Below are 21,850 nucleotides of genomic sequence, written 5' to 3'. Positions count from 1 at the left end.
ATAAGCACCCTGAGAAGGTGCTTATTCAATATATTTTCTATAATTATTTCAAGTCAAAAGGAACCTCTTCTGCTTCTTCTGAGGTAGCAACTTCTACGAGAATCTCACCGTTCAATCCATGATGTTCACGAATCATTGTTTCGATCTCTTCAGCCATAGCTGGATTTTCTTTAAGGAACTGCTTTGAATTTTCACGTCCTTGACCGAGTCGTTCCTCGTTAAATGAGTACCAAGCGCCACTCTTTTGAACAATATCAAGTTCAGAAGCAATATCTAAAATAGAGCCTTCACGTGAAATCCCTTCTCCGTACATAATGTCTACTTCAGCCACTTTGAATGGAGGAGCTACTTTATTTTTAACAACTTTAATTTTTGTCTTATTTCCGACCATGTCATTCCCTTGCTTTAACGTTTCAGCACGACGAACTTCTAGGCGCACAGAAGAATAGAACTTCAGAGCACGACCACCAGGTGTAGTTTCAGGGTTCCCAAACATAACTCCAACTTTTTCACGAATTTGGTTAATAAAAATCGCAATTGTTTTTGATTTATTAATCGCCCCTGAGAGCTTACGAAGTGCTTGTGACATGAGACGAGCTTGTAAACCTACATGACTATCCCCCATATCTCCTTCAATCTCCGCTTTCGGTACAAGTGCAGCGACACTATCGATAACGATCATATCAACCGCTCCACTGCGCACCAATGCCTCTGCAATCTCAAGTGCCTGTTCTCCTGTATCTGGTTGTGAAAGCAAGAGTTCATCTATATCAACACCAAGTTTTTGAGCATAGACTGGGTCAAGAGCATGCTCCGCATCAATAAATGCCGCTTGTCCCCCTTTACGCTGAATCTCTGCAATAGCATGAAGAGCAACAGTCGTCTTACCTGAAGATTCAGGTCCGTATACTTCAATCACACGCCCTTTAGGATACCCACCAACTCCAAGGGCAATATCAAGAGCTAGTGCACCACTTGAAACCGTTGAAACTCGTTGCTCTGTTTGTTCCCCAAGTTTCATGATTGAACCTTTTCCGAATTGTTTCTCGATTTGACGCAATGCCATATCAAGAGCTGCCTTACGATCGCTCATTAAAATCTCTCCTCTATATTTAAAAATGATTTATATGAATTGGAAAAGCGAATCTTTGTTTTGTTCTTCTCTATCATACCTTGTTTCATCGCTTTTGCCAATAGTTTTTACGAACATTTATTCGGTTATTGATTCATTAAGAAAGTTAAAGGTGGGGAATTACATAGAAGATAGACGAGAAGGAGCCATATTGAGGTCAAAGCTCCTTCTGTCTCATAATGTTGTATCGTAGAACAATCGTCCGCTTGATACAAAATAAAAGAGGTATTAATTACGAGTTGTTGGTGTAGTTGATGTTCTTCGTTCGCGTTTTGGGCGTGGTTTAGCCGGTTCTAAATTTACTCTTGCTCCGTTAATTCTGGAGTAGCGTAATGCTTCATAGACAAATGGAGCAACTTCTTCAGGTACTTCAACAAACGTAAAGTTTTCAAAAATATCAATTCTACCGACAGATTTACTTGGAATCCCTACAAGCTCAGAGATTTCTTCAGTTAGGATTTTTGGTGTCATGTTCACGTTTCTACCGACATTAATAAAGAAACGAACCATTCCTTTTGCGCCACCTGTTTCACCAAAATGATATCCAGTTTCATCTGTTGATGAATCCGTTGAAAAATTCATTCTCAACAATGCAGATACGACTTCTTCAGGAGAATGTTCAGCAAGAATCTCTGTCACAAGAGGAGAGAATAACTCCGTTTCTTTTCCACCTGCAGCAATTGTATCTGAAATAAGCTTTTTCCATGAGCTATGTTGCTTCTCAACAACCTCCTCAATTGTTGGTACATCTTGAGAAGGAATACTCATCTTAATTTCTTGTTCAATTGAACGCAGATGCTTCATTTCACGCGGGGTGACCAGCGTCAACGCTAATCCCTTACGACCAGCACGACCTGTGCGGCCAATTCGATGAACATAACTTTCAGGATCTTGTGGAATATCATAGTTAATAACATGTGTCACATTTTCAACATCAATTCCTCGTGCAGCAACATCTGTTGCAATGAGAAACTCAATAGATGAATCACGGAATTTTTTCATCACAGCATCACGTTGCGATTGAGTGAGATCTCCGTGTAATCCATCTGCTAAGTACCCACGCGCTTGAAGTGCTTCCGTTAGCTCAGCTACACCTTTTTTCGTGCGGCAAAATAAAATGCCTAACTCAACATCTTCACTGTCAATAATGCGACAGAGAGAGTCCACTTTATTGCGTTCTAACACTTTATAGTACATTTGATTAATTAAAGGAGCTGTTACTTCACCTTTATTAATCGTTACTGTTTTTGGAGCTGTCATATATTTACGTGAAAGCTTCTTAATAGCAGGAGGCATTGTTGCTGAAAAGAGTAACGTTTGGCGTTCCCCTTTCACTTGACGAAGAATTGACTCAATGTCTTCAACAAAACCCATATCAAGCATTTCGTCTGCTTCATCAAGAACAATCGTGTGAACACGATCAATCTTCAACGTTTGACGACGAAGGTGATCTAAAATACGCCCAGGTGTACCAATCACCACTTGAACTCCTTGTTTCAATGCTTTAATTTGATGGCCAATCGATTGACCACCATAAATCGGCAATGTGCGTATAGTTTTGTGAGCAGATAGTTTCTGTAATTCTCCAGAAACTTGAATAGCTAACTCACGTGTTGGCGTTAAAATAAGCGCCTGCACGTAGCGATCAGATGTTACTTTATCAACGACAGGGATTCCAAACGCTGCTGTTTTTCCTGTACCTGTTTGAGCTTGTCCGATGACATCTCCACCCTCTAAAATCACTGGAATTGCTTTTTCTTGAATAGGGGATGGTTCTTCAAAGCCCATGTCTTTAATTGCCTGTTTAATTGGTTCTGAAATCTGAAAATCATTAAAATACGTTGTCATTCTGATTTATTCCACCTTTTCAATTCGTTCAACAAATAGAAACATCCATACTTCATCGCACGCTCTCGAACAGCTTCACGCCCTCCTCCGAGTAAGAGCTCAAAACTAAGTGGAGACGTTGCAAACCCAGCTATACTTATATAGACTGTACCTGGCTCCTTTCCCTCCTGAGGATTGGGTCCAGCTACTCCTGTAAAGCTAATGGCAATATCAGCTTGATACGTTTCTTTCGCACATGTTGCCATTTCATTCGCACAATGATGACTAATGACTCCATATTCGTCAATCACTCTTTTCGACACACCAAGGACTTTTTCCTTCACATCAGTCGCATAGGAAACGGTCCCACCTCGAAAGATTTCTGAGGATCCCGAAAATGAAGTTAATGCTGCTGAGAATTTTCCACCTGTAAAACTTTCTGCTGTTGCTATCGTACAGCCTTTTTGGCGTAATTGCAAAAAGAGTTGCTCAAAGAGAGTAGTTTCTCCGTATCCATACAAATACGCTCCAACTCGCTTTGTTATTTGTTCCTCTGTTTCATCTAATAGTCTTAAACGTTCTGCTTCACTTGGATGCTTCACCGTTAATCTTAATGTAACTTCGCCATCACTTGCCAATGGGGCAATGGTCGGATTTGACTGTGCCTCAAGAATGTCCATAAGTTCTGTTTCTAACTGGGATTCTCCAATATTAAAAAAACGTAGAACACGAGAAGTAATCGAGGATACTTGCTCTCCAAGAAGCTTAGTTAAATGAGGAACAAGTTCGTTTTTAAACATTGGTTTCATTTCTTTAGGAGGCCCAGGTAAAAGCACAATTGCTTTATTCTCATAAGAAACAACCATTCCAGGAGCCATCCCAAAATGATTAGACAAAGCTGTACTTCCCCTCACAATTAACGCCTGCTTACGATTGTTTGGAGTCATTTCCCTTTTACGTCTTTGAAAATAACCTTCAATACTACGCAACGATTCCTCGTGGTATGTTAATTCTTCTCCAACAAATAAAGCGACAGTCTCTTTCGTTAAATCATCCTTCGTTGGACCAAGCCCACCTGTTATAATCAACAAATCAGCTCGACTGTGAGCTTGCTTTAGCGTTTCATACAACCGTTGTTCATTATCACCAACAGTCGTTTGATAATAAACATCAATCCCAAGCTCTGCAAGCTCTTTTGAAAGAAACGTAGCATTTGTGTTTACAATTTGACCGAGTAATAATTCAGATCCTACAGAAATAATTTCAGCATTCATATGATCAACCTTCCACTATTTCGATTTAAGGAGAATATGTTGGTTTTTCTTAAAATAATCGACACCAGAAATGATTGTTAAAAACGTCGCCACCCAAATGGCAATCATATCAAATGGTAAGGAGAAAGCTTGGAAGGGCCAATTATGTAACATCAAAGCAGAAATAGCGACAATTTGGGTCACTGTTTTTAATTTCCCTAATTGACTTGCTGCTATAACTTCACCTTCTGCCGATGCCACTAAGCGGATACCTGTCACCGCAAATTCACGGCTAATAATCACGATTGCCATCCAAGCTGGAAGAAGCTGCAATTCAACTAAAGCAATAAGTGCGGCAGTAATCAATAGTTTGTCAGCAAGCGGATCTAAAAACTTTCCAAAATTTGTTACTAAATTCAATTTGCGGGCATAGTATCCGTCAAGCCAATCAGTTGCTGAAGCGACAATGAAAATCAGAGCAGCAATCAAATGCGCAAGTGGCAAAGTAGTTCCTAAAAAATTAATATCTCCAAAGGGTAATGGAGCAAGTAAAAAAAGCATAAATAACGGAATTAAAAAAATTCGTGAAATCGTGATTTTATTAGGTAAATTCAAAGACGTTCCCTTCTTTCACAACAATGATTATAACAGCCATCCTACATATTGACATAAAGCGCTGCATTGCTATTATAAACGATATTTAAGCATATTGTAACACAATGGCCCTTTTAATGATAAATTCATCCAATTTATTTAGTGAAGAAAAAAAGCACCCATTTTGGATGCTTTTACTCTGAAGCTGTGTCACTTGTAACGGTAATATCAATCTTCTGATGAACCTCATCGAGAGGGAATTCTACTTGTTCTCCCGCAATAAACAGATTTACATTTTGAGAAGCACCAAAATTAAAAATCACGTGTTCTTCAGCAACCAGATCTTCTAATACAATTTCCTCACCTGCTATTGGTTGTCCACTGTAGAATGTACGACCTGATGCATTTTTTACATCAAGATAAGAGCTACCCGTTAACTCAATACGCACATCATCCAACTGACCATTTTCTAATTGAAAATAAGATGTATTACCAGAACTCTCAACAAAAGTAAATGTCACCTCAGTCTCCGGCTCTGGTTCAACTTCAGGTTGTGGCTCAGCTTCAGGTGCTGGCTCTTCTATTTGATCTCTCGCTTCCTCTTCTTCAGGACTAATTCCAGCATCCTCAGAAAACTCTGCCTCTTCTACACTTTCAGTCGTATCTGGAGAAACAGCTTGATCATCTGAGCCGCCTCTACTCTGTGCTATTAACCAAATCGCGAATACAACAACAGCAATAAATACGATCGCAATAAGAGTTGAAACAACAGAATTTCCTTTTGTTCTCTTCTTAGGAGCTTCCGCTGTTTTTGATCGTTCAGAACGAGAAGGTAATGTTACTGCTTCTCGTTGAGGATTCGGCAATTCGTTTCGATATTGATCAAACAATGGCTCAGGATCAAGTCCAATCGCTTCAGCATATGTTTTCACAAACGCTCTTGCATAAAATAATCCTGGTAATGTATCCAATCGTCCCTCTTCAATCGCAATTAAATAGCGCTTCTGAATCTTTGTTGTTCGTTGAAGGTCATCTAGAGAGATCTGCTTCTGCTCACGTACTTCCTTTAAATATTGACCTAATTCTGACAATCCTAACACCTACCTACACGTTTAGCTTATATCAAAGGAGGAAAAACCCGATTCCACAACTTCGTACGTAATCTCTTCACTATCTTCATTTCTAAGTTCAATAATACAATCAAAATCATCTAATTCATATTCTGTTTCACGGACAAAAATATCTGGATGCTCCACTACTTTTACAGCTGGTATTCTCATAATATCACGTACAAGTGTACGATGTTTCTCTGTTGACCGCATGGTCGTTACAATGCCATCAATAATAAAAATATGGTCTTCACTCAACTCATCATCTGCCAATTGACTTCTTACAGTTTGACGAAGCAATGTAGAAGAAATAAAGGACCACCTTTTATTTGCACATACACTTGCCGCAACTATCGATTCTGTCTTCCCAACACGTGGCATCCCACGAATTCCGACAAGATAATGCCCGTCCCTTTTAAAAAGTTCTGCCATAAAATCAACAAGTAGTCCTAATTCTGTACGAACAAAACGGAATGTTTTTCGATCATCTGCGTCTCGTTGAATGTATTGTCCATGACGAACAGCAAGTCGATCACGAAGCCTTGGCTCTCTAAATTTTGTTACCGTAATGTCTTCAATGATATCAACAATAGCCCTGAACCTAGCAACTTGATCATCGCTATCACTGCGAATTAACATTCCACGTCTCATATCATCAACGCCATTTATGGTGATTATATTAATAGCTAACATCCCTAGTAAAGATGAAATATCGCCAAGAAGTCCTGGTCTGTTATTATGTATTTGATATTCAAAATACCATTCTTTCATTTCCATTTGCGTCACCCTTTACTACTATGTTAGAAAAAAGTCGGTGAAAAAGAAGCTCATTGTTATACTTTAACGTACTCGCTTCCTTTTATGATAATTGATTTTATTCACAAATGAAAGAACTTTGTCGGAATAAATTGGTTTAGAATAAAAGATGGTTATATTCAACTAGCTCCCTCTAAATACTAATCACTTTTATTGGATTTTATTATTCATTTTAACATTTATATCGTAAATAGTGAAAAGTAATTATTAGTGAGTCAATTTCATTTGACATATGTCATTAAAAAATAAATAACAACTAGCATAGTCAAGAAAAAACGTCGCTTTTGCGACGTTTTTTCTTAATCGATTACCCTTGATTTTGAACAAGTTTGACCATCATATTGGCGATGGCATGCTGCTCTTGCTCATCAGCAACACTCCATAATTCAGCTAAGACACGTTCTTGTTCATTTTTAGGTTCAACTTGCTGCGACAGATATTCACCAACTTGATAAGCAACATCAGAGACAACATTTTGCGCCATTCCTTCATTTTGTGCTTGGTTTAAACGATTACCTAAAAAATCTTTCCATTGCTCCCAATTCTCGAGTACAGACATGTAAATTCCTCCTTGATAGTGTACTTCAAATCTATTTTTTCTATAGATGGCTGAATTTATGCATAGAAAATTTTTAACAATACCAAGCACCGTTTACTGAAAGAATCTGACCATTGATATAATTTGCTTTTTGCGAGGCAAGAAAAGCAATTGCATCAGCTATATCTTGAGGTTTCCCTAGGTTATTCGCAGGAATTTCCTCAACCAGCTCTGCCAGGTGTTCCACTCCATTTCTCGTTAACATATCTGTCTCAATCGCCCCTGGTGCAACTCCATTTACTTGAATATTACTCGGAGCAAGCTCTTTGGCAAGTCCTTTGACAAAGCTATTTAAACCACCCTTGGCGGCGGAATAAACCACTTCACAGGAAGCCCCTGTCAAACCCCAAATAGAAGAAACGACCACTATTTTTCCACTCTGACGACTAATCATTTGTGGAAGCAATGTACGTGTCATTTTCATTGGATTAAGTAAATGAATATTCATAACTTCTTTTAACTCTGTATTTGTCATATCAGTAAATAACCCAAAAGGACTCATTCCTGCATTATGAATGATTACATCAAATATAATACCATTTGGAATTGTAGCAAGAAGCTTCTCATCCCCATCATCACTCGTTAAATCAGCAGAAACCATTGTCACTTTTGCTCCCTTTTCCTCACAAACCTTTGCAAGTTCTATGGTCGCTGAATGATTTCGATAATAATGCAAAAAAAGAGAGCAACCAGGGGAAGCTAGCTCTTGTGCAATAGCCGAGCCAATCCCCCCAGATGCTCCTGTTATTAAAATATTTCTCATTTATTGCTCATACCCTTCTTTCATCACTTGACACACTGTAAAGCGATCAAATTGAAAATGATCTTCTAGTACTTCTTCCAAATGTGTAGCCGTTAAGCTCTCAAGTACCGGAACCACATCAAACAAATTCATATCGTTAAATTGATAACGAGTAAACTGATTGGCAATATACTCTGGTGAATTTAGCGAACGTAAAAACGAGCCTATTTTTTTCTTCACTGCTCTTTGGACACTCTCTTCAGATAACTGAGATTGCTTAAATGATTCGATCATTTGTTTTATGCGCTCTGTAAGTTTATCTGGATGCTTCGTGTCACCACCGATGATTGTAAAACCAAATCCTTCTTCAGCCGAATGATCAAAGGAGAATGAATCGTCGATAAGGCCCTCATCATAAAGTGTTTGATAATGGTCAGAGCTTTGCCCAAACATCATGTCGAGTAAAATCGAAATAGACAATTCTCTTTTTAATAAATCCTTTCCTTGACGAGTAGCATCTTTTTCTTTAATTCCAATTAAACATTTCGGAGTTTGAACAGGCATGCTAATGACATGCTTTTCGCGTGCTACTTGATCTGGTTCTTCATCAAAGAAACGTTGAATTGATTTAGGTTCAGCAAACTCTTTACTCGCTTGATTTTCTTTTATTTGTTGCATAATCGCTTCTGGATCAACTGGTCCGACAACGAAGAAAAGCATATTACTAGGATGGTAAAACGTTTCATAGCACGTATATAATAAATCTTTTGTAATATGAGAGATCGATTCAATTGTACCAGCAATATCGATTTTAACAGGATGAGTTTTATACATATTTTCGATGACACCGAAATAAACGCGCCAATCTGGATTGTCATCATACATCGTGATTTCTTGACCAATAATTCCTTTTTCCTTCTCAACACTTTCATCTGTAAAATAAGGATGTTGAACAAAGTTAAGAAGTGTTTCTAAATTTTTCTGGACATTTGACGTGCTCGAAAATAAATAAGCTGTTCGCGTAAAGCTAGTAAAAGCATTTGCTGATGCACCTTGTTTACTGAAATCTTGGAAGACATCTCCCTCTTCATCCTCAAACATTTTATGCTCTAAAAAATGAGCAATCCCGTCAGGAACTTCAATTGCTTCTTCTTTTCCTAGCGGAGTAAAATGACGATCAATAGAGCCATATTTCGTCGTAAATGTTGCATACGTTTTATTAAAACCTGCTTTTGGTAGGATATACACATCTAATCCATTCTCAAGCTGTTCATGATAAAGAGTCTCTTCTAATTGTGTGAATTGAACTGGTTTCATTGGTTTGCCTCCTTACCTTTTAAAAAGTAAATCGTATCTAGCTTCACTTTATTGGCAACGCGAATGACATCTTCCTTTGTAATCACATTCACTTGGTTAAGCCACTCTTCCATCGTTCTTTCATGTCCACTCACAACTTGATGATAGGCAAGTTCAACAAATCCTCTAGCAACATCTGCTGTTTCAAGAATTTGATTTTTTAGCATCGCTTTTGTTTGTTCGATTTCTTGATCAGAAAAATCACCTTTTTTCATCGCTTCAAATTGCTCTTTAATAATTTCCACTGCACGATCATACTTATTGAACTCGATTCCTGACATGACCATCATAATACCTTTGTGACTTTCAAGCTGTGACGCGGCATAATAAGCAAGACTTTCTTTTTCCCGAACATTCATAAATAATTTCGAATGAGAAAAGCCACCAAATAGCCCATTACAAACCTGCATCGCAACATAGTCATCATCTGCATACGTTGTATATGTGCGAAATCCCATATGAAGCTTTCCTTGTTTAATGTCTTGCTCTTCATGAACAATACGCGCTTCATTTACTTCTGGACTAGGTGTCGTCTTTGTCATTTCTGTCGATTCATGCTTACTTGCAAGCGTTTGAAAAGCAGCAGTTGCTTGTTTTAGGGCTTTCTCTTCATCAATGGCCCCCACCATATAGAGATCAAATTGATTCGTTTTTAATAACTCCTCATAAAACCGATAAACCCGCTCTGGCGTGATCTCTTCTACTTCTTCAACGTGTCCAAACGCCGTTAATGCGTATGGCTCATTTTTACACATTTCTTCCGTTACACGAACATTTGCATAACGCATTTTATCATCATAAACCGATTGAATTCGTTGTATAAGGGAACGTTTTTCATTATCAACAACGGATTTAACAAAAAACCCTTCTTCAAGTCTTGGCTTGAGAAGCACTTCAGCTAATAAGGACAAGGCTTGCTCAAATAATGGCGTGGCATCTGATAAAAACCGTTCGTTCGCTACATCTAAACGAACCGTAATGATATGCTGTTCTCCCTTTTTCTGAACATCTGTCGTGAGCATAGCTCCGTATAACTCATCAAGACGTTCACGTAACTGCTTTCTGGTCGAATAATTTGCTGTTCCATTTTGTAAAATCTGTGGTAGTAAAGCACGTATCGCGACTGTTTCTTTTGCAAGAGGTGCTTTAATCATTAAAATAAGTGAATTTGTTTTGTATTTATCCGTTTTCACTGTATGAATAGTTAAACCATTTAATGTATGAATACGTTCAGCTAGTTGGTTCAAGTCGATCATCTCCTTTTTTACCATTCAAGCATAGGTTATGCTTTCACTCTCTTTCTTACTACGTGGAACTTAAATTTATCTGCACGGAAATAGTTTAATGAGTAAAGCAAAGGCTGTTCAGAGTCATCATAATGCATTTGTTTTAATAAAAGTAAGGAAGTCTCAGGATCACATTCTAAAATCTCTGAAATGTGTTCGTGATATCCAATTGGCTCAATATAGGTAATTGCGTATGTAATCGTTCTCCCAATCTCTTCTAAGAAACGAAAAATCGATTTCGTTTCATGAATGGAATGATTTTCAACTAGTTCATTTGGAATTCTGTCTAAACAGTACACTACAGGCGTTCCATCAGCAGTACGTACACGTTCAATCTGCATGACTTCTTTTAGGTCATCATTATCAAATTTGCGACGGTCCTCATCTGTGCTTTCTTGTACCGATGAGGATAAAAAGATCGTACCTGGTGTCATATTAGCTTGAATAATCATGTCTGTCACACTATACATTTCTTCGATCCCAGCATTAAAAAGCGGTTTTGAATGAACGAACGTTCCTACCCCATGCCGACGAATGACCACACCTTCTTCTTCTAATATACGAAGGGCTTCACGTAATGTTGCACGACTGACTCCAAGCAATTTAGAAAGCTCAAATTCAGAAGGCAGCTTTTCGCCTTCAACGTATGACTTTTTATCAATATCTGCTTTGATACGATCAATCACTTGTAAATATAATGGTCTATGATCTGCTTTGATCAAGCTCCCCACCCCTTTTTCTCATCTCTATCTGCCCACACGACGTTGAGCGAACTTAGCCAAGTTTCTTTCTTTTACACACCCTCTGCAACTGTAACGAAGTCATCAAATCTCCGTCGCTTCATCCTCTCGCGTTTTTTCTACTAATACTTCCCTCGGCTTGCTTCCCTCATACGGACCAACAATCCCTCTTACTTCCATCTCATCAATTAACCGAGCTGCTCTCGTGTAACCAATTCGAAAACGTCTTTGTAGCATGGATACTGAAGCTGTATTCATTTCTGTTACAAGTTCTACAGCTGTATCATATAAATCATCGTCAACTTTATCTGTAACTTGTTTTTCTTCTGTAGGTGTCATTTCCTCTTGATATTGAGCCTTTTGTTGAGAGATCACAAAGTCAACGACTTCCTCAACTTCTTGGTCAGAGAGAAAGGCTCCTTGAATTCTTGTTGGCTTCGTTGCCCCAACAGGCATGTACAGCATATCTCCACGTCCAAGTAGTTTTTCTGCACCGCCAGAATCGAGTATCGTTCTCGAGTCTGTTTGCGAAGAAACGCCAAAAGCAATTCTTGATGGAATATTTGCTTTAATCACTCCTGTTATGACATCAACGGATGGTCGCTGAGTTGCGATAATCATATGAATTCCTGCTGCCCTTGCCATTTGAGCAAGTCTAGCTATTGAGTCTTCAACATCTCCTGAGGCGACCATCATTAAATCGGCAAGTTCATCAACAATCACGACAATATAAGGAAGATTGGGCTGTTTCGCATCCTCACTTTCATTTTGACGATTCACTAAATCATTATATCCTTCTATATTTCTCGTCCCACTATGAGAAAATAAATCGTAGCGTCGTTCCATCTCAGCAACAACTTTTTTTAATGCCTGTGATGCTTTTTTAGGCTCGGTTACCACAGGTGTAAGCAGGTGCGGCACACCATTATAAACGGTTAATTCCACCATTTTTGGATCTATCATCATGAGTTTTACTTCATGCGGCTTCGCTTTTAGTAAAATACTTGTGATAATACCATTAATACATACACTTTTCCCACTTCCTGTTGCACCAGCAACAAGAAGATGCGGCATTTTATTTATATGAGCAAGGACAGGCTCCCCTGATATATCTCGACCAAGTCCTACAGCAAGAACATTTTCTTCCTCATGAGATTTTGGTGAATCAAGAACTTCTCTCAGCGTTACAATTGCAACCTCATGATTTGGAACTTCTATTCCGATTGCTGATTTCCCAGGAATAGGGGCTTCAATTCGAATATCTTTTGCTGCTAGGGCCAAAGCTAAATCATCAGCTAGGTTGACAATTTTACTTACTTTCACTCCGACACTAGGGTTCACTTCATATTTTGTAACCGCTGGTCCTAAATGTACTTTTGAAACTCTCGCTTTTACGCCAAAACTTTCTAATGTTTGTTCTAACTTACGAGCGTTCGCTGTTAACTGCCTTTTTTCATTCGACTGACTTGGATTATTTGGCAACTTTAGCAACTCAACACTTGGTAGCTTGTACGCTTCATTTGTCTCTTGCGCTGTCACAAGTGGTGTCTGCATATCAACTTCAATCGTTTCGTCTGGATTTGTTTCAGACTGCACTTTTGTTTCGTTTGATTCGTGCTTTACAGGGACTTTCCGATACGTTTTTTGTGAAAAGTCAACAATCTCTGGTTCAACTTCTTCTTGATACTCTTCTTGCAGTTTCACATCTTGCTCTTGAAGCTCTTTTTCACTTTTACGTTGCTTTTTCTTTTCCTTATTCACTTCTCGTTCTTCAGCTATTTTTTCTTTTGCTTTCACTCTCATTTGCTTTAATTCTGTAAATAAACTGCTGAAAGTATCACCGACAAACACATAACTTTTTCTGAAAATATTGCCGATAAGTTCAGAGATTGATTTTCCTGTTAATAAAATAAAGCCAATGATAAACAAAACAAAGCATAAAAAGTACGTACCTTGCTCCGCAAATAAGAAGTAACTAACGGCAAATGCCAGTGATCCAATCATCCCCCCACCTAAATCTGTTGGTGGAATGTCGCCCCTCATTTCCATCCAAAATAAATTCCACGTATTGCGGATGACAGATTGATCTTGAAAACCTTCTTGTCCACTAAGCTGATTGAAAAGTCCGACATGACTAAATAAGACAAATGAAAGGATCATAACGTAAACACCCGCTATTCTCCTTGTCAAAAATTTAGGCTTTTGTCTTTTAATCATTATATAAAGAGCGGAAGCAAGTAAGCCAATTGCCATCACAACAAACCATTCACCTAAAAAGAACCGGAATAATCGAACGAATGTTTCACCAACCGTGCCCAGACGTGCAAATGTAACGACGGCAATGACTAATAAGCCGAGTCCAATGAGTTCATACGTAAGCTGTGATTTCCACTCGGTTTTTCTTTTTTTCTTGCGTCTTGCCATACGTTTCACCCTTTACTACAATAGATAATCAACATACTTAAGAAGCAGCCAATGTTGGCTGCTTCGACCATTCTTGGATGAAGTTAATTATAGCATAAGACATTCCTTGTCTACATAGCTAAAATTGAGGTTTCGCTTGAATAATCGTACCTGGTGTATATTTTTCATTCAGATAATGCATCGGATTTCCACTCATTAAACGAACGACTCGATATTGCTCGGGGTTAATCTGCTCAATGATTAAATTTCCTGCCTCACAGGCAATCACCTGTTGAGAAGAAAAGCTTTGTTCATCTTCAGGGAAAATCAATTCATGAGGCATCATCGTATAAAGAATCATTGTACAACATCTCCTACAGAATTTTTTTCGCGATAGATGTCAATCAATTCATTTAATTTATTTAAAGCCTGCCCGATACCACCGACTTCATCTATTAAACCATATTTTACAGCGTCAGTACCGACGACATTTGTACCAATATCGCGAGTCAAATTCCCTTTTGAGAGCATTAATTCTTTAAATTTTTCTTCTGTTATAGACGAGTGCTTTGTCACAAAACTAATGACGCGCTCCTGCATCTTATCTAAGTATTCAAACGTTTGCGGTACACCAATGACAAGGCCTGTTAAGCGAACTGGATGAATTGTCATTGTTGCTGTTTCAGCAATAAAGGAATAATTAGAAGCGACCGCAATTGGCACACCAATCGAATGACCTCCTCCTAGAACAAGTGTAACAGATGGCTTGGACATCGAGGCGATCATTTCTGAAATTGCTAAACCTGCCTCAACATCTCCACCGACTGTGTTTAAAATTAATAACAACCCTTCTAATTTCAGATTTTGCTCAATAGCAACAAGCTGAGGAATAATATGTTCATACTTTGTTGTTTTATTTTGTGGCGGGAGTTGCATATGGCCTTCAATTTGCCCTACTACAGTCATGCAATGGATATTTGATTGAGCCATATCTGGGACATTTGTTTGTCCAAGTTCTTGAATCTTATCTAAAATACCAGATCCCTTTACTTCTTTTTGAGGTATTTCTGGTCTGGGTGATTGCTCAAATTGCGGGTTTTCCATCGTCATGCCTACTTCCTCCTTTTGTCGTATCTCTTTGTAGTATGAGCCTGTTTTTTCATTGTCATCCATTATTCTAAAAGAAAAAAGCGCACTGCATCAGTGCGCTTTCAACCTAATCTATACTTCCATGATAATTGGGAGAATCATTGGTCGTCTTTTTGTTTTTTCAAATAAAAAGCGGCTCAATCCTTCACGAACACTACTCTTTAAAGAAGACCATTCGTTAACTTTTTCACTCACACATTTCTTCAAAATGACACTTACTAATTCATTTGCATCCTCTAAAAGCTTCTCAGATTCACGGACATACACAAATCCTCGAGAAATAATATTAGGACCAGAGACAAACTCTCCCGTTTTCTTGTTAAGAGTAACAACGACGACAAGTATGCCGTCTTTTGATAACAAACGACGATCGCGTAAAACGATGTTACCAACATCACCTACACCTAATCCATCGATAAGGACATTTCCTGAAGGAACTTTTCCACCTTTACGTCCTTGACCATTTGTAAATTCAATGACTTCACCTTTGTCGACAAGGTAAATATATTCTGGCTTAATACCAACTTGCATCGCAAGTTCACGATGAGCATACTGCATTCTAAATTCGCCGTGAATCGGAATAAAATACTTAGGCTGCATTAAATTCAACATTAATTTAAGCTCTTCTTGACTACCGTGTCCTGAAGCATGGACCTTTGCTTGTCCATATACAACATCAGCACCGATTCGGTGAAGCTTATCAATGATAGAAGAAACAGATTTCTCATTACCAGGAATGGCAGAGGCTGCGATGATAACTGTGTCTTGGTTTGTGATCGTGATCTGACGATGTGCACCTTTAGCCATACGCGTTAATGCTGACATTGGCTCGCCTTGACTACCTGTAGTGACAATGGCAAGCTGTTCATCACGGTATTTCCCTATTTCATCAATATCAATAAATAAATCCTTGGGTGCATCTATATAACCTAGTTTCTGTGCAATCGTGATAACACGTACCATGCTTTTCCCGACAACAACCAGCTTACGTTTTGCTTTCATTGAAGCGTCAATGACTTGTTGAATACGATGAACATTTGATGCAAATGTAGTGACAATGATTCGCCCCTCAGTCTGTTCAAAAACATCGGCAATTCCCTGTCCTACTTCTGTCTCTGACTTCGTTGTACCTGGGCGTTCAGCATTTGTACTATCAGATAACAAACATAGAACACCTCGCTGACCAATCGCAGCCATCTTTCCAATTTCTGCTTGCTTCCCATCAACAGGAGTTTGATCAAACTTAAAATCTCCTGTATGAACGATAGCACCTTGCGAAGTGTCAATACAAACACCTACTGAATCTGGAATACTGTGATTTGTTCGGAAAAAGGAAACAGATGTTGAACCAATTTTCAAAAGGCTATTTGCATCAATTAATTTTAATGTTGTGTGGCGAGTTAAGCCTGCTTCTTTTAACTTTTCTTCTACTAGGCCAAGGGTTAGCTTTGTTCCATAAACAGGAACATTGATTTTCTTTAAAACGTATGACAAACCACCAATATGATCTTCATGACCATGTGTAAGGATAATTCCTTGTACACGCTCTGCATTCTCAACAAGATAAGAAACATCAGGAATAACAATATCGACTCCTAGCATATCGTCATCCGGAAACATTAAACCAGCGTCAACGACTAGGATGTCTTCTCCTACTTCAACAACATACATGTTTTTACCTATTTCACCGACTCCACCTAAGGCAAAAACACGTACTTTCTCATTCAATTCTTTAGACAATGGACGTTCCTCCTACTTTACAATATCTCTATGTACAACCTATATCCGTTCTTTTCATCCTTGGCATAGATGATGATCTACTATTCGCTAAAATGACAGGTGATCACAACCTATGATCACTATAACCCGAACAAATCACTTATTTTCAGTATACCTTATTTATGAAATGAAACACAAGACTGAACTTCCACCCTTGCCATTCTAATGTCATTTTTGATAGAACTTAACAACTCTATAAAAACCAAAAAAGTCAGCCACAATGGACTGACTCTCTTTAAGGCAATAGGACTGCCGCTACTTCTTTTTCTTCTTCTACACTTAAAGGGACTAGAGGTAGGCGGACTCCCCCAACATTGATCCCCTTTTTTTGAATAGCAAATTTGACACAAGTTGGATTAGGGGCAAGAAACATCGCCTTCATGATTGGGAGCAAAGATCGATGAATTTTAGCTGCCTCTGTTATCTGTCCATTCTTATAAGCATGAATCATCGCTTTCATTTCATTTCCGATCACATGCGATGCAACAGAAACGACTCCTGTCGCTCCAATTGCCATAGCTGGAAGAGTAAGCGAATCATCTCCACTGTAAACATAAAAGTCTTCACTTGTTGCTGAGATGATCGTTGCCATGTCTTCCAAACTTCCGCTTGCTTCTTTAACAGACGTAATGTTTTCAATCTTTGATAACGCGATTGTCGTTTGTGCATCTAAATGTACCGCTGTTCTTCCTGGAACATTGTATAGCATAACTGGTAATGGAGTGACTGCGGCAATTTCTTTAAAATGCTGATAGAGACCTTTTTGTGATGGTTTATTGTAATAAGGTGTGACAAGCATGATTCCATCTACACCAACTTCTGTTGCGGTTTTAGTTAACGTAATCGATGCTTTTGTATCATTAGTCCCTGTTCCTGCAATGACAGGAATTCGCTTATTAACGTATTCCACACACAATTGAAATAAAGCAAGCTTTTCATCCGTTGTTAGGGTTGGAGATTCCCCTGTTGTCCCTGCAACAACCAATGCACTTGTTCCGTTTGCTATAAGATAATCAATAAGCTCCTTGGTTTTGTCGACATCAATCAGTCCTTCATGACTAAAAGGAGTGACCATTGCCGTCACTACGTGGCCAAAGTCCATTCACTCCAGCTCCTTACTTAAGGGTTTCGACGAGGTTCTATTCTTGATGCTGCCCTATTTGTTCTAGGTGAAACATGTGATGGAGCGCATTAACAGCCTTTATCATATCCTCTTCTTTTACAAGTACCCAAATGGTCGTGTGAGAATCGGCTGATTGAAGAATTTGAACATTCTGCTGCGATAATGCGCTGACTATCTTCGCTGTAACACCTGGAACTCCTGTCATTCCTGCCCCAACAGCTGAAACCTTAGCACAATTTTTAGTAACTTGTGGCTCATAACCCATTTCTTGTAGAACGCTGATTGCTTTATCTGCCACTTCCCCTGACACCGTATAGACAACACCTCGAGGATTAATGTTTATAAAATCGACACTGATTTTCTCATTTGCCATCGCTTTAAACACTTTTTCCTGTAAGTCATATTGTCCCTCTTTTGCAAAAACCTTTATTTGTGTAACATTAGGAAGGTTTGCAATTCCGGTAATTAAGCGATCACCTACATCATGGGGTCGTTCTGGTAACATTGACGTAACGAGAGTTCCCTTATGATCCGAATATGTCGACCGAATATGAATTGGGATCTTTGCCTGCATCGCAATTTCAACAGCACGTGGGTGAATGACCTTTGCTCCTTGGTAGGCCATATTACAAATCTCATTATAGGTCATCGTATCGAGCGCTCGCGCATCTTTTACAATGCGAGGATCTGCCGTCATGACACCTTCAACATCTGTGAAAATATCAACCCACTCAGCTTTCAGTGCAGCACCTAATGCTGTAGCCGATGTATCGCTTCCTCCTCGACCAAGAGTCGTGATATCACCGTTCTCGGTTTGACCTTGAAAACCTGCAACAACAACGACATCATTGTTCTCTAGAAGAGCAGTCACTCGCTCACATTTCATTTCCACGATCTTCGCATTCGTAAAATGATCATTTGTTCTAAATCCCGCTTGGGCTCCAGTAAGAGCGACAGAAGATACGTTCAATTGATTCAATAAATTTGAAAAAACAACTGATGAAATGACTTCCCCGCACGAGACGAGAAGGTCCTGTTCGCGCTTTGTGAGGTTTGATGGTTCAATCAAACCTAAAAGCGTATCTGTTGCATAAGGTTCACCTTTACGTCCCATAGCAGAGACAACAACAACGACCTTGTAGCCTTCCTTTACTGCTTTGAGAACATGCTCCGCAGCTTTCATCTGGCTTTCATCACTTCGAACCGATGTACCTCCAAATTTTTGAACAATCATTTTCATAAGCCACCTACTTTTTACTTTAAAAGCTCGAGCTTAACTAAACTTTCTGCGATTTGAACTGAATTCCATGCTGCACCTTTTAATAAGTTATCTGACACGATCCACATATGATACCCATTATCGCGATCTAGGTCACGACGGATACGACCAACGAAGACATCATTTTTACCAACACATTCAGATGCCATTGGGTATACTTGGTTTTCTGGATCATCTTGAAGAGTAATCCCAGGTGAAGTTGCAAGTAATTCTTTTAATTCAGCAACCGTTGCCCCACCTTTTTCCGTTTCAATATATACAGACTCAGAATGCCCAGTTTCAATTGGAAGACGGACACAAGTAGCTGCAACCTCAAGCTCAGGCATATGCAAGATTTTTTTTGTTTCATTAATCATTTTCATTTCTTCAAATGTATAACCATTTTCTTGGAATAAATCAATTTGAGGGATCGCATTAAACGCAATTTGATAATGCTTTTTATCTCCTCCAACAGGTAAAATTTCTGGTGTGAAATCTTTTCCTTCAAGAATGTCCTTTGTTTGTTGCTTCATCTCTTCAATCGCTTCAAGACCTGCTCCTGAAACAGCTTGATACGTTGACACGATCACTTTTTTCAATCCGTATTTTTCACGAATTGGTTCAAGTGCTACCATCATTTGAATAGTAGAGCAGTTAGGGTTGGCAATGATGCCGTTGTGATTACGTAGATCTTCTTCATTAACCTCTGGTACAACAAGAGGAATAGTTGGATCCATACGGAATGCACTCGTATTATCGACGACAATAGCACCACGCTTTACAGCTTCAGGTGCTAAAGTTTTTGAAACAGATCCTCCAGCTGAAAATAGAGCAATTTGAACACCTTCAAATGACTCAGGTGTTGCCTCTTCCACTGTATATTCTTCACCTTTAAAGGAAATTGTTGTTCCTGCAGAACGCTTTGAAGATAGTAGCTTTAAGCTAGCAATTGGAAAATCACGTTCCTCTAGTGTTTTTAACATTTGTTGACCGACTGCACCCGTTGCACCTACAACGGCTACGTGATAGTTTGCTGTTGTCATTTCAAAAAAATCTCCCTTCAGATCATTGCTTTAATAGTGTTTAAACGAGAAGATGCAATGATTATAGCATATTCTAATCATTTCATTATGAAATTCTTTCTCTATTAAACTTTAAGGGAAATATTTCTTTTGTGCAACTGTGTATATTCGCTAATCTCTGAATTTTTCAACTAGGACAGGTTGATACTGCTTCCCAGCTAGTGCAGACTCAACTGTTTCCACTAATGCTTCCATTCTAGCTACTAATGAGTTTGGTTTTTTAATTGGATCATCTTGACCAAATGGAATAAAATAAATATTCTTTGTTGCCATTAATTTCATAATATTCATTCCATTTAATCCTAGAGCATCGTTTGTCGAGATCCCTAATACAACGGGATTCCCATTTCGTAGCGTCGCCTTCGCTCCCATTAATACAGGAGAATCTGTTAAAGCATTTGCAAATTTACTTGTTGAATTACCCGTTATCGGTGATATGATCATACAATCTAGAGGAGTCTTGGGACCGAACGGCTCAGCCTTTACAATCGTATTGACAATCGGTTCATCAGTAATTTCTTGTATTCGTTTTAACCAATCAGCGCTGTCCCCGAACTTTGTATCTGTCGACTGAACCGTATAGGAAACAAAAGGAGTGACCTTCGCGCCGAGTTTTACTAACTTCTCCATTTCAGGAAGTACGGCATCATACGTACAATGGGAACCTGTTAATCCAAAACCTATATGTTTACCTTCGAGTGACATGATTCATCCTCCTTAATCATTTTGTCTCATTTGATAACAAAATAGCCAAGCAATCGGCTAGTATTTGACCAGCCGTTTTAGGAGCAACGATTCCTGGCAATCCAGGAGCGAGCAGTGCCTTCATCCCTCTTTTTTCTGCATAGCGAAAATCTGTCCCTCCTGGTTTACTTGCTAGATCAATAATGAGAGCATGTAGCGGCATTTCTGCCAGCACATTGGCTGTAATCACAAGAGTTGGGATTGTATTGATACAAAGGTCGACGTCTCTTAGCGCTTTCTTCATATTTTTCGTATGAAAAGGTGTCAATCCCATCTCTGTTATCCTTGCTAGATGATGAGATTCTCTTGCACCTACGGATACATGCGCACCAAGGGCTGCAAAGGTTCTTGCTACAGACATACCAACTCTTCCTAACCCTAAAACCGCAACTTTAGCTCGATGAATTGTTCGATCCATGTGCTGAATCGCCATCATCACGGTTCCTTCTGCTGTCGGGATGGAATTATAAATGGCAATATCGTCTCTTTCCATTAATTTCACGATCGTCCGCCTAGCAGCCTCGATACATTGATCAAGATAGCCGTTACTAATTCCAGAATAGACCACGCAATGTTTTGGCGTTAATTTCAATTGATCCACTGTGAGCTCTAGTACTTCATTGGAGAAAATCGTCTCAATTTTCCCATCTGAATTCATTCCTGAAACAGGAAGTAAAATGGCGTCAACTGCTGGCCACTCCACTTCATTTATCGTTTTTTTCGATGCACCAATAAAGCCATCATCTAGCTGGTCAAAACCTATTAGCGAAATTTTCGCATCAAGTGTAGACAGTTTACGAATAATTTCAAGTTGCCTTGCATCTCCTCCAATAATAACTACATGTTTGCCTGTTAACAT

The 21,850-nt window shown here is 38.9% G+C and carries 20 protein-coding genes; all 20 read right to left on the bottom strand.

Going from position 1 to position 21,850, the window contains the following annotated elements; genetic code table 11:
* Positions 1-43: 43 nt before the first annotated feature.
* A complete protein-coding gene (recA, locus tag IQ10_RS13530; RefSeq protein ID WP_144451026.1) occupies positions 44-1,093 on the bottom strand; it encodes a recombinase RecA in 1,050 nt (349 codons plus the stop codon).
* 267 nt (positions 1,094-1,360) lie between these two features.
* On the bottom strand, positions 1,361-2,980 hold the full coding sequence (locus IQ10_RS13525; protein ID WP_144451025.1) for a DEAD/DEAH box helicase: 1,620 nt from the start codon (positions 2,978-2,980) through the stop codon (positions 1,361-1,363).
* Entirely contained in the window at positions 2,977-4,233 is a 1,257-nt protein-coding gene (locus IQ10_RS13520) for a competence/damage-inducible protein A (protein WP_144451024.1), read from the bottom strand. The genes IQ10_RS13525 and IQ10_RS13520 overlap by 4 nt, the downstream gene beginning before the upstream one ends.
* A 15-nt stretch (positions 4,234-4,248) precedes the next feature.
* Entirely contained in the window at positions 4,249-4,827 is a 579-nt protein-coding gene (gene pgsA, locus IQ10_RS13515; protein WP_144451023.1) for a CDP-diacylglycerol--glycerol-3-phosphate 3-phosphatidyltransferase, read from the bottom strand.
* Between the two features lie 173 nt (positions 4,828-5,000).
* Positions 5,001-5,897: a helix-turn-helix domain-containing protein gene (locus tag IQ10_RS13510; RefSeq protein ID WP_144451022.1), complete on the bottom strand. Its 897-nt coding sequence runs from the start codon at positions 5,895-5,897 to the stop codon at positions 5,001-5,003.
* A gap of 21 nt (positions 5,898-5,918) precedes the next feature.
* Positions 5,919-6,692 carry a DUF3388 domain-containing protein gene (locus tag IQ10_RS13505; RefSeq protein ID WP_144451021.1) on the bottom strand — a complete coding sequence of 258 codons (774 nt, stop codon included), beginning with the start codon at positions 6,690-6,692 and terminating at the stop codon, positions 5,919-5,921.
* Positions 6,693-7,038: 346 nt separating this feature from the next.
* Positions 7,039-7,290, bottom strand: coding sequence for a DUF3243 domain-containing protein (locus tag IQ10_RS13500; protein ID WP_144451020.1), 252 nt, complete (start codon positions 7,288-7,290; stop codon positions 7,039-7,041).
* Positions 7,291-7,363: 73 nt separating this feature from the next.
* Positions 7,364-8,092, bottom strand: coding sequence for an elongation factor P 5-aminopentanone reductase (gene ymfI, locus IQ10_RS13495; protein WP_144451019.1), 729 nt, complete (start codon positions 8,090-8,092; stop codon positions 7,364-7,366).
* Positions 8,093-9,388: an EF-P 5-aminopentanol modification-associated protein YfmH gene (gene yfmH, locus IQ10_RS13490; RefSeq protein ID WP_144451018.1), complete on the bottom strand. Its 1,296-nt coding sequence runs from the start codon at positions 9,386-9,388 to the stop codon at positions 8,093-8,095.
* Positions 9,385-10,683 (bottom strand): EF-P 5-aminopentanol modification-associated protein YfmF, encoded by a 1,299-nt coding sequence (gene yfmF / locus IQ10_RS13485; RefSeq protein ID WP_144451017.1) that lies wholly within the window; start codon positions 10,681-10,683, stop codon positions 9,385-9,387. The genes yfmH and yfmF overlap by 4 nt, the downstream gene beginning before the upstream one ends.
* A gap of 26 nt (positions 10,684-10,709) precedes the next feature.
* Positions 10,710-11,435: a GntR family transcriptional regulator gene (locus IQ10_RS13480; protein ID WP_144451016.1), complete on the bottom strand. Its 726-nt coding sequence runs from the start codon at positions 11,433-11,435 to the stop codon at positions 10,710-10,712.
* 102 nt (positions 11,436-11,537) lie between these two features.
* Positions 11,538-13,877, bottom strand: a complete 2,340-nt coding sequence (locus IQ10_RS13475) for a DNA translocase FtsK (protein WP_144451015.1) — start codon at positions 13,875-13,877, stop codon at positions 11,538-11,540.
* Between the two features lie 118 nt (positions 13,878-13,995).
* Positions 13,996-14,217 carry a YlzJ-like family protein gene (locus IQ10_RS13470; RefSeq protein ID WP_144451014.1) on the bottom strand — a complete coding sequence of 74 codons (222 nt, stop codon included), beginning with the start codon at positions 14,215-14,217 and terminating at the stop codon, positions 13,996-13,998.
* Entirely contained in the window at positions 14,214-14,960 is a 747-nt protein-coding gene (locus tag IQ10_RS13465; RefSeq protein WP_144451070.1) for a ClpP family protease, read from the bottom strand. The genes IQ10_RS13470 and IQ10_RS13465 overlap by 4 nt, the downstream gene beginning before the upstream one ends.
* 117 nt (positions 14,961-15,077) lie before the next feature.
* Positions 15,078-16,745 carry a ribonuclease J gene (locus IQ10_RS13460; protein WP_144451013.1) on the bottom strand — a complete coding sequence of 556 codons (1,668 nt, stop codon included), beginning with the start codon at positions 16,743-16,745 and terminating at the stop codon, positions 15,078-15,080.
* A gap of 274 nt (positions 16,746-17,019) precedes the next feature.
* Positions 17,020-17,886 carry a 4-hydroxy-tetrahydrodipicolinate synthase gene (gene dapA / locus IQ10_RS13455; RefSeq protein ID WP_144451012.1) on the bottom strand — a complete coding sequence of 289 codons (867 nt, stop codon included), beginning with the start codon at positions 17,884-17,886 and terminating at the stop codon, positions 17,020-17,022.
* A 37-nt stretch (positions 17,887-17,923) separates the two neighbouring features.
* Positions 17,924-19,147, bottom strand: coding sequence for an aspartate kinase (gene dapG, locus IQ10_RS13450; protein WP_144451011.1), 1,224 nt, complete (start codon positions 19,145-19,147; stop codon positions 17,924-17,926).
* A gap of 14 nt (positions 19,148-19,161) precedes the next feature.
* The gene (gene asd, locus IQ10_RS13445) at positions 19,162-20,208 is read right to left on the bottom strand and encodes an aspartate-semialdehyde dehydrogenase (RefSeq protein ID WP_144451010.1); all 1,047 of its coding nucleotides are present in this window, start codon (positions 20,206-20,208) and stop codon (positions 19,162-19,164) included.
* A gap of 150 nt (positions 20,209-20,358) precedes the next feature.
* Complete coding sequence (gene dpaB / locus IQ10_RS13440) at positions 20,359-20,952, bottom strand: dipicolinate synthase subunit B (protein ID WP_144451009.1); 594 nt, start codon at positions 20,950-20,952, stop codon at positions 20,359-20,361.
* 16 nt (positions 20,953-20,968) lie between these two features.
* A complete protein-coding gene (dpaA, locus tag IQ10_RS13435) occupies positions 20,969-21,850 on the bottom strand; it encodes a dipicolinic acid synthetase subunit A (RefSeq protein ID WP_144451008.1) in 882 nt (293 codons plus the stop codon).

It is taken from the genome of Halalkalibacter nanhaiisediminis, from assembly GCF_007830185.1.
Taxonomy (GTDB): domain Bacteria; phylum Bacillota; class Bacilli; order Bacillales; family Bacillaceae_D; genus Halalkalibacter; species Halalkalibacter nanhaiisediminis.
This window is presented reverse-complemented; position numbering and strand designations above follow the sequence as displayed.

Coding starts and splice junctions, on each gene's coding strand:
- yfmF (WP_144451017.1), bottom strand. CDS start 10,683: ATGATCGACTTGAACCAACTAGCTGAACGTATTCATACATTAAATGGT.
- dpaA (WP_144451008.1), bottom strand. CDS start 21,850: ATGTTAACAGGCAAACATGTAGTTATTATTGGAGGAGATGCAAGGCAA.
- dapG (WP_144451011.1), bottom strand. CDS start 19,147: ATGAAAATGATTGTTCAAAAATTTGGAGGTACATCGGTTCGAAGTGAT.
- asd (WP_144451010.1), bottom strand. CDS start 20,208: ATGACAACAGCAAACTATCACGTAGCCGTTGTAGGTGCAACGGGTGCA.
- IQ10_RS13525 (WP_144451025.1), bottom strand. CDS start 2,980: ATGACAACGTATTTTAATGATTTTCAGATTTCAGAACCAATTAAACAG.
- dpaB (WP_144451009.1), bottom strand. CDS start 20,952: ATGTCACTCGAAGGTAAACATATAGGTTTTGGATTAACAGGTTCCCAT.
- yfmH (WP_144451018.1), bottom strand. CDS start 9,388: ATGAAACCAGTTCAATTCACACAATTAGAAGAGACTCTTTATCATGAA.
- IQ10_RS13465 (WP_144451070.1), bottom strand. CDS start 14,960: ATGGAAAACCCGCAATTTGAGCAATCACCCAGACCAGAAATACCTCAA.
- IQ10_RS13475 (WP_144451015.1), bottom strand. CDS start 13,877: ATGGCAAGACGCAAGAAAAAAAGAAAAACCGAGTGGAAATCACAGCTT.
- ymfI (WP_144451019.1), bottom strand. CDS start 8,092: ATGAGAAATATTTTAATAACAGGAGCATCTGGGGGGATTGGCTCGGCT.
- IQ10_RS13520 (WP_144451024.1), bottom strand. CDS start 4,233: ATGAATGCTGAAATTATTTCTGTAGGATCTGAATTATTACTCGGTCAA.
- IQ10_RS13505 (WP_144451021.1), bottom strand. CDS start 6,692: ATGGAAATGAAAGAATGGTATTTTGAATATCAAATACATAATAACAGA.
- IQ10_RS13500 (WP_144451020.1), bottom strand. CDS start 7,290: ATGTCTGTACTCGAGAATTGGGAGCAATGGAAAGATTTTTTAGGTAAT.
- recA (WP_144451026.1), bottom strand. CDS start 1,093: ATGAGCGATCGTAAGGCAGCTCTTGATATGGCATTGCGTCAAATCGAG.
- dapA (WP_144451012.1), bottom strand. CDS start 17,886: ATGGACTTTGGCCACGTAGTGACGGCAATGGTCACTCCTTTTAGTCAT.
- IQ10_RS13470 (WP_144451014.1), bottom strand. CDS start 14,217: ATGATTCTTTATACGATGATGCCTCATGAATTGATTTTCCCTGAAGAT.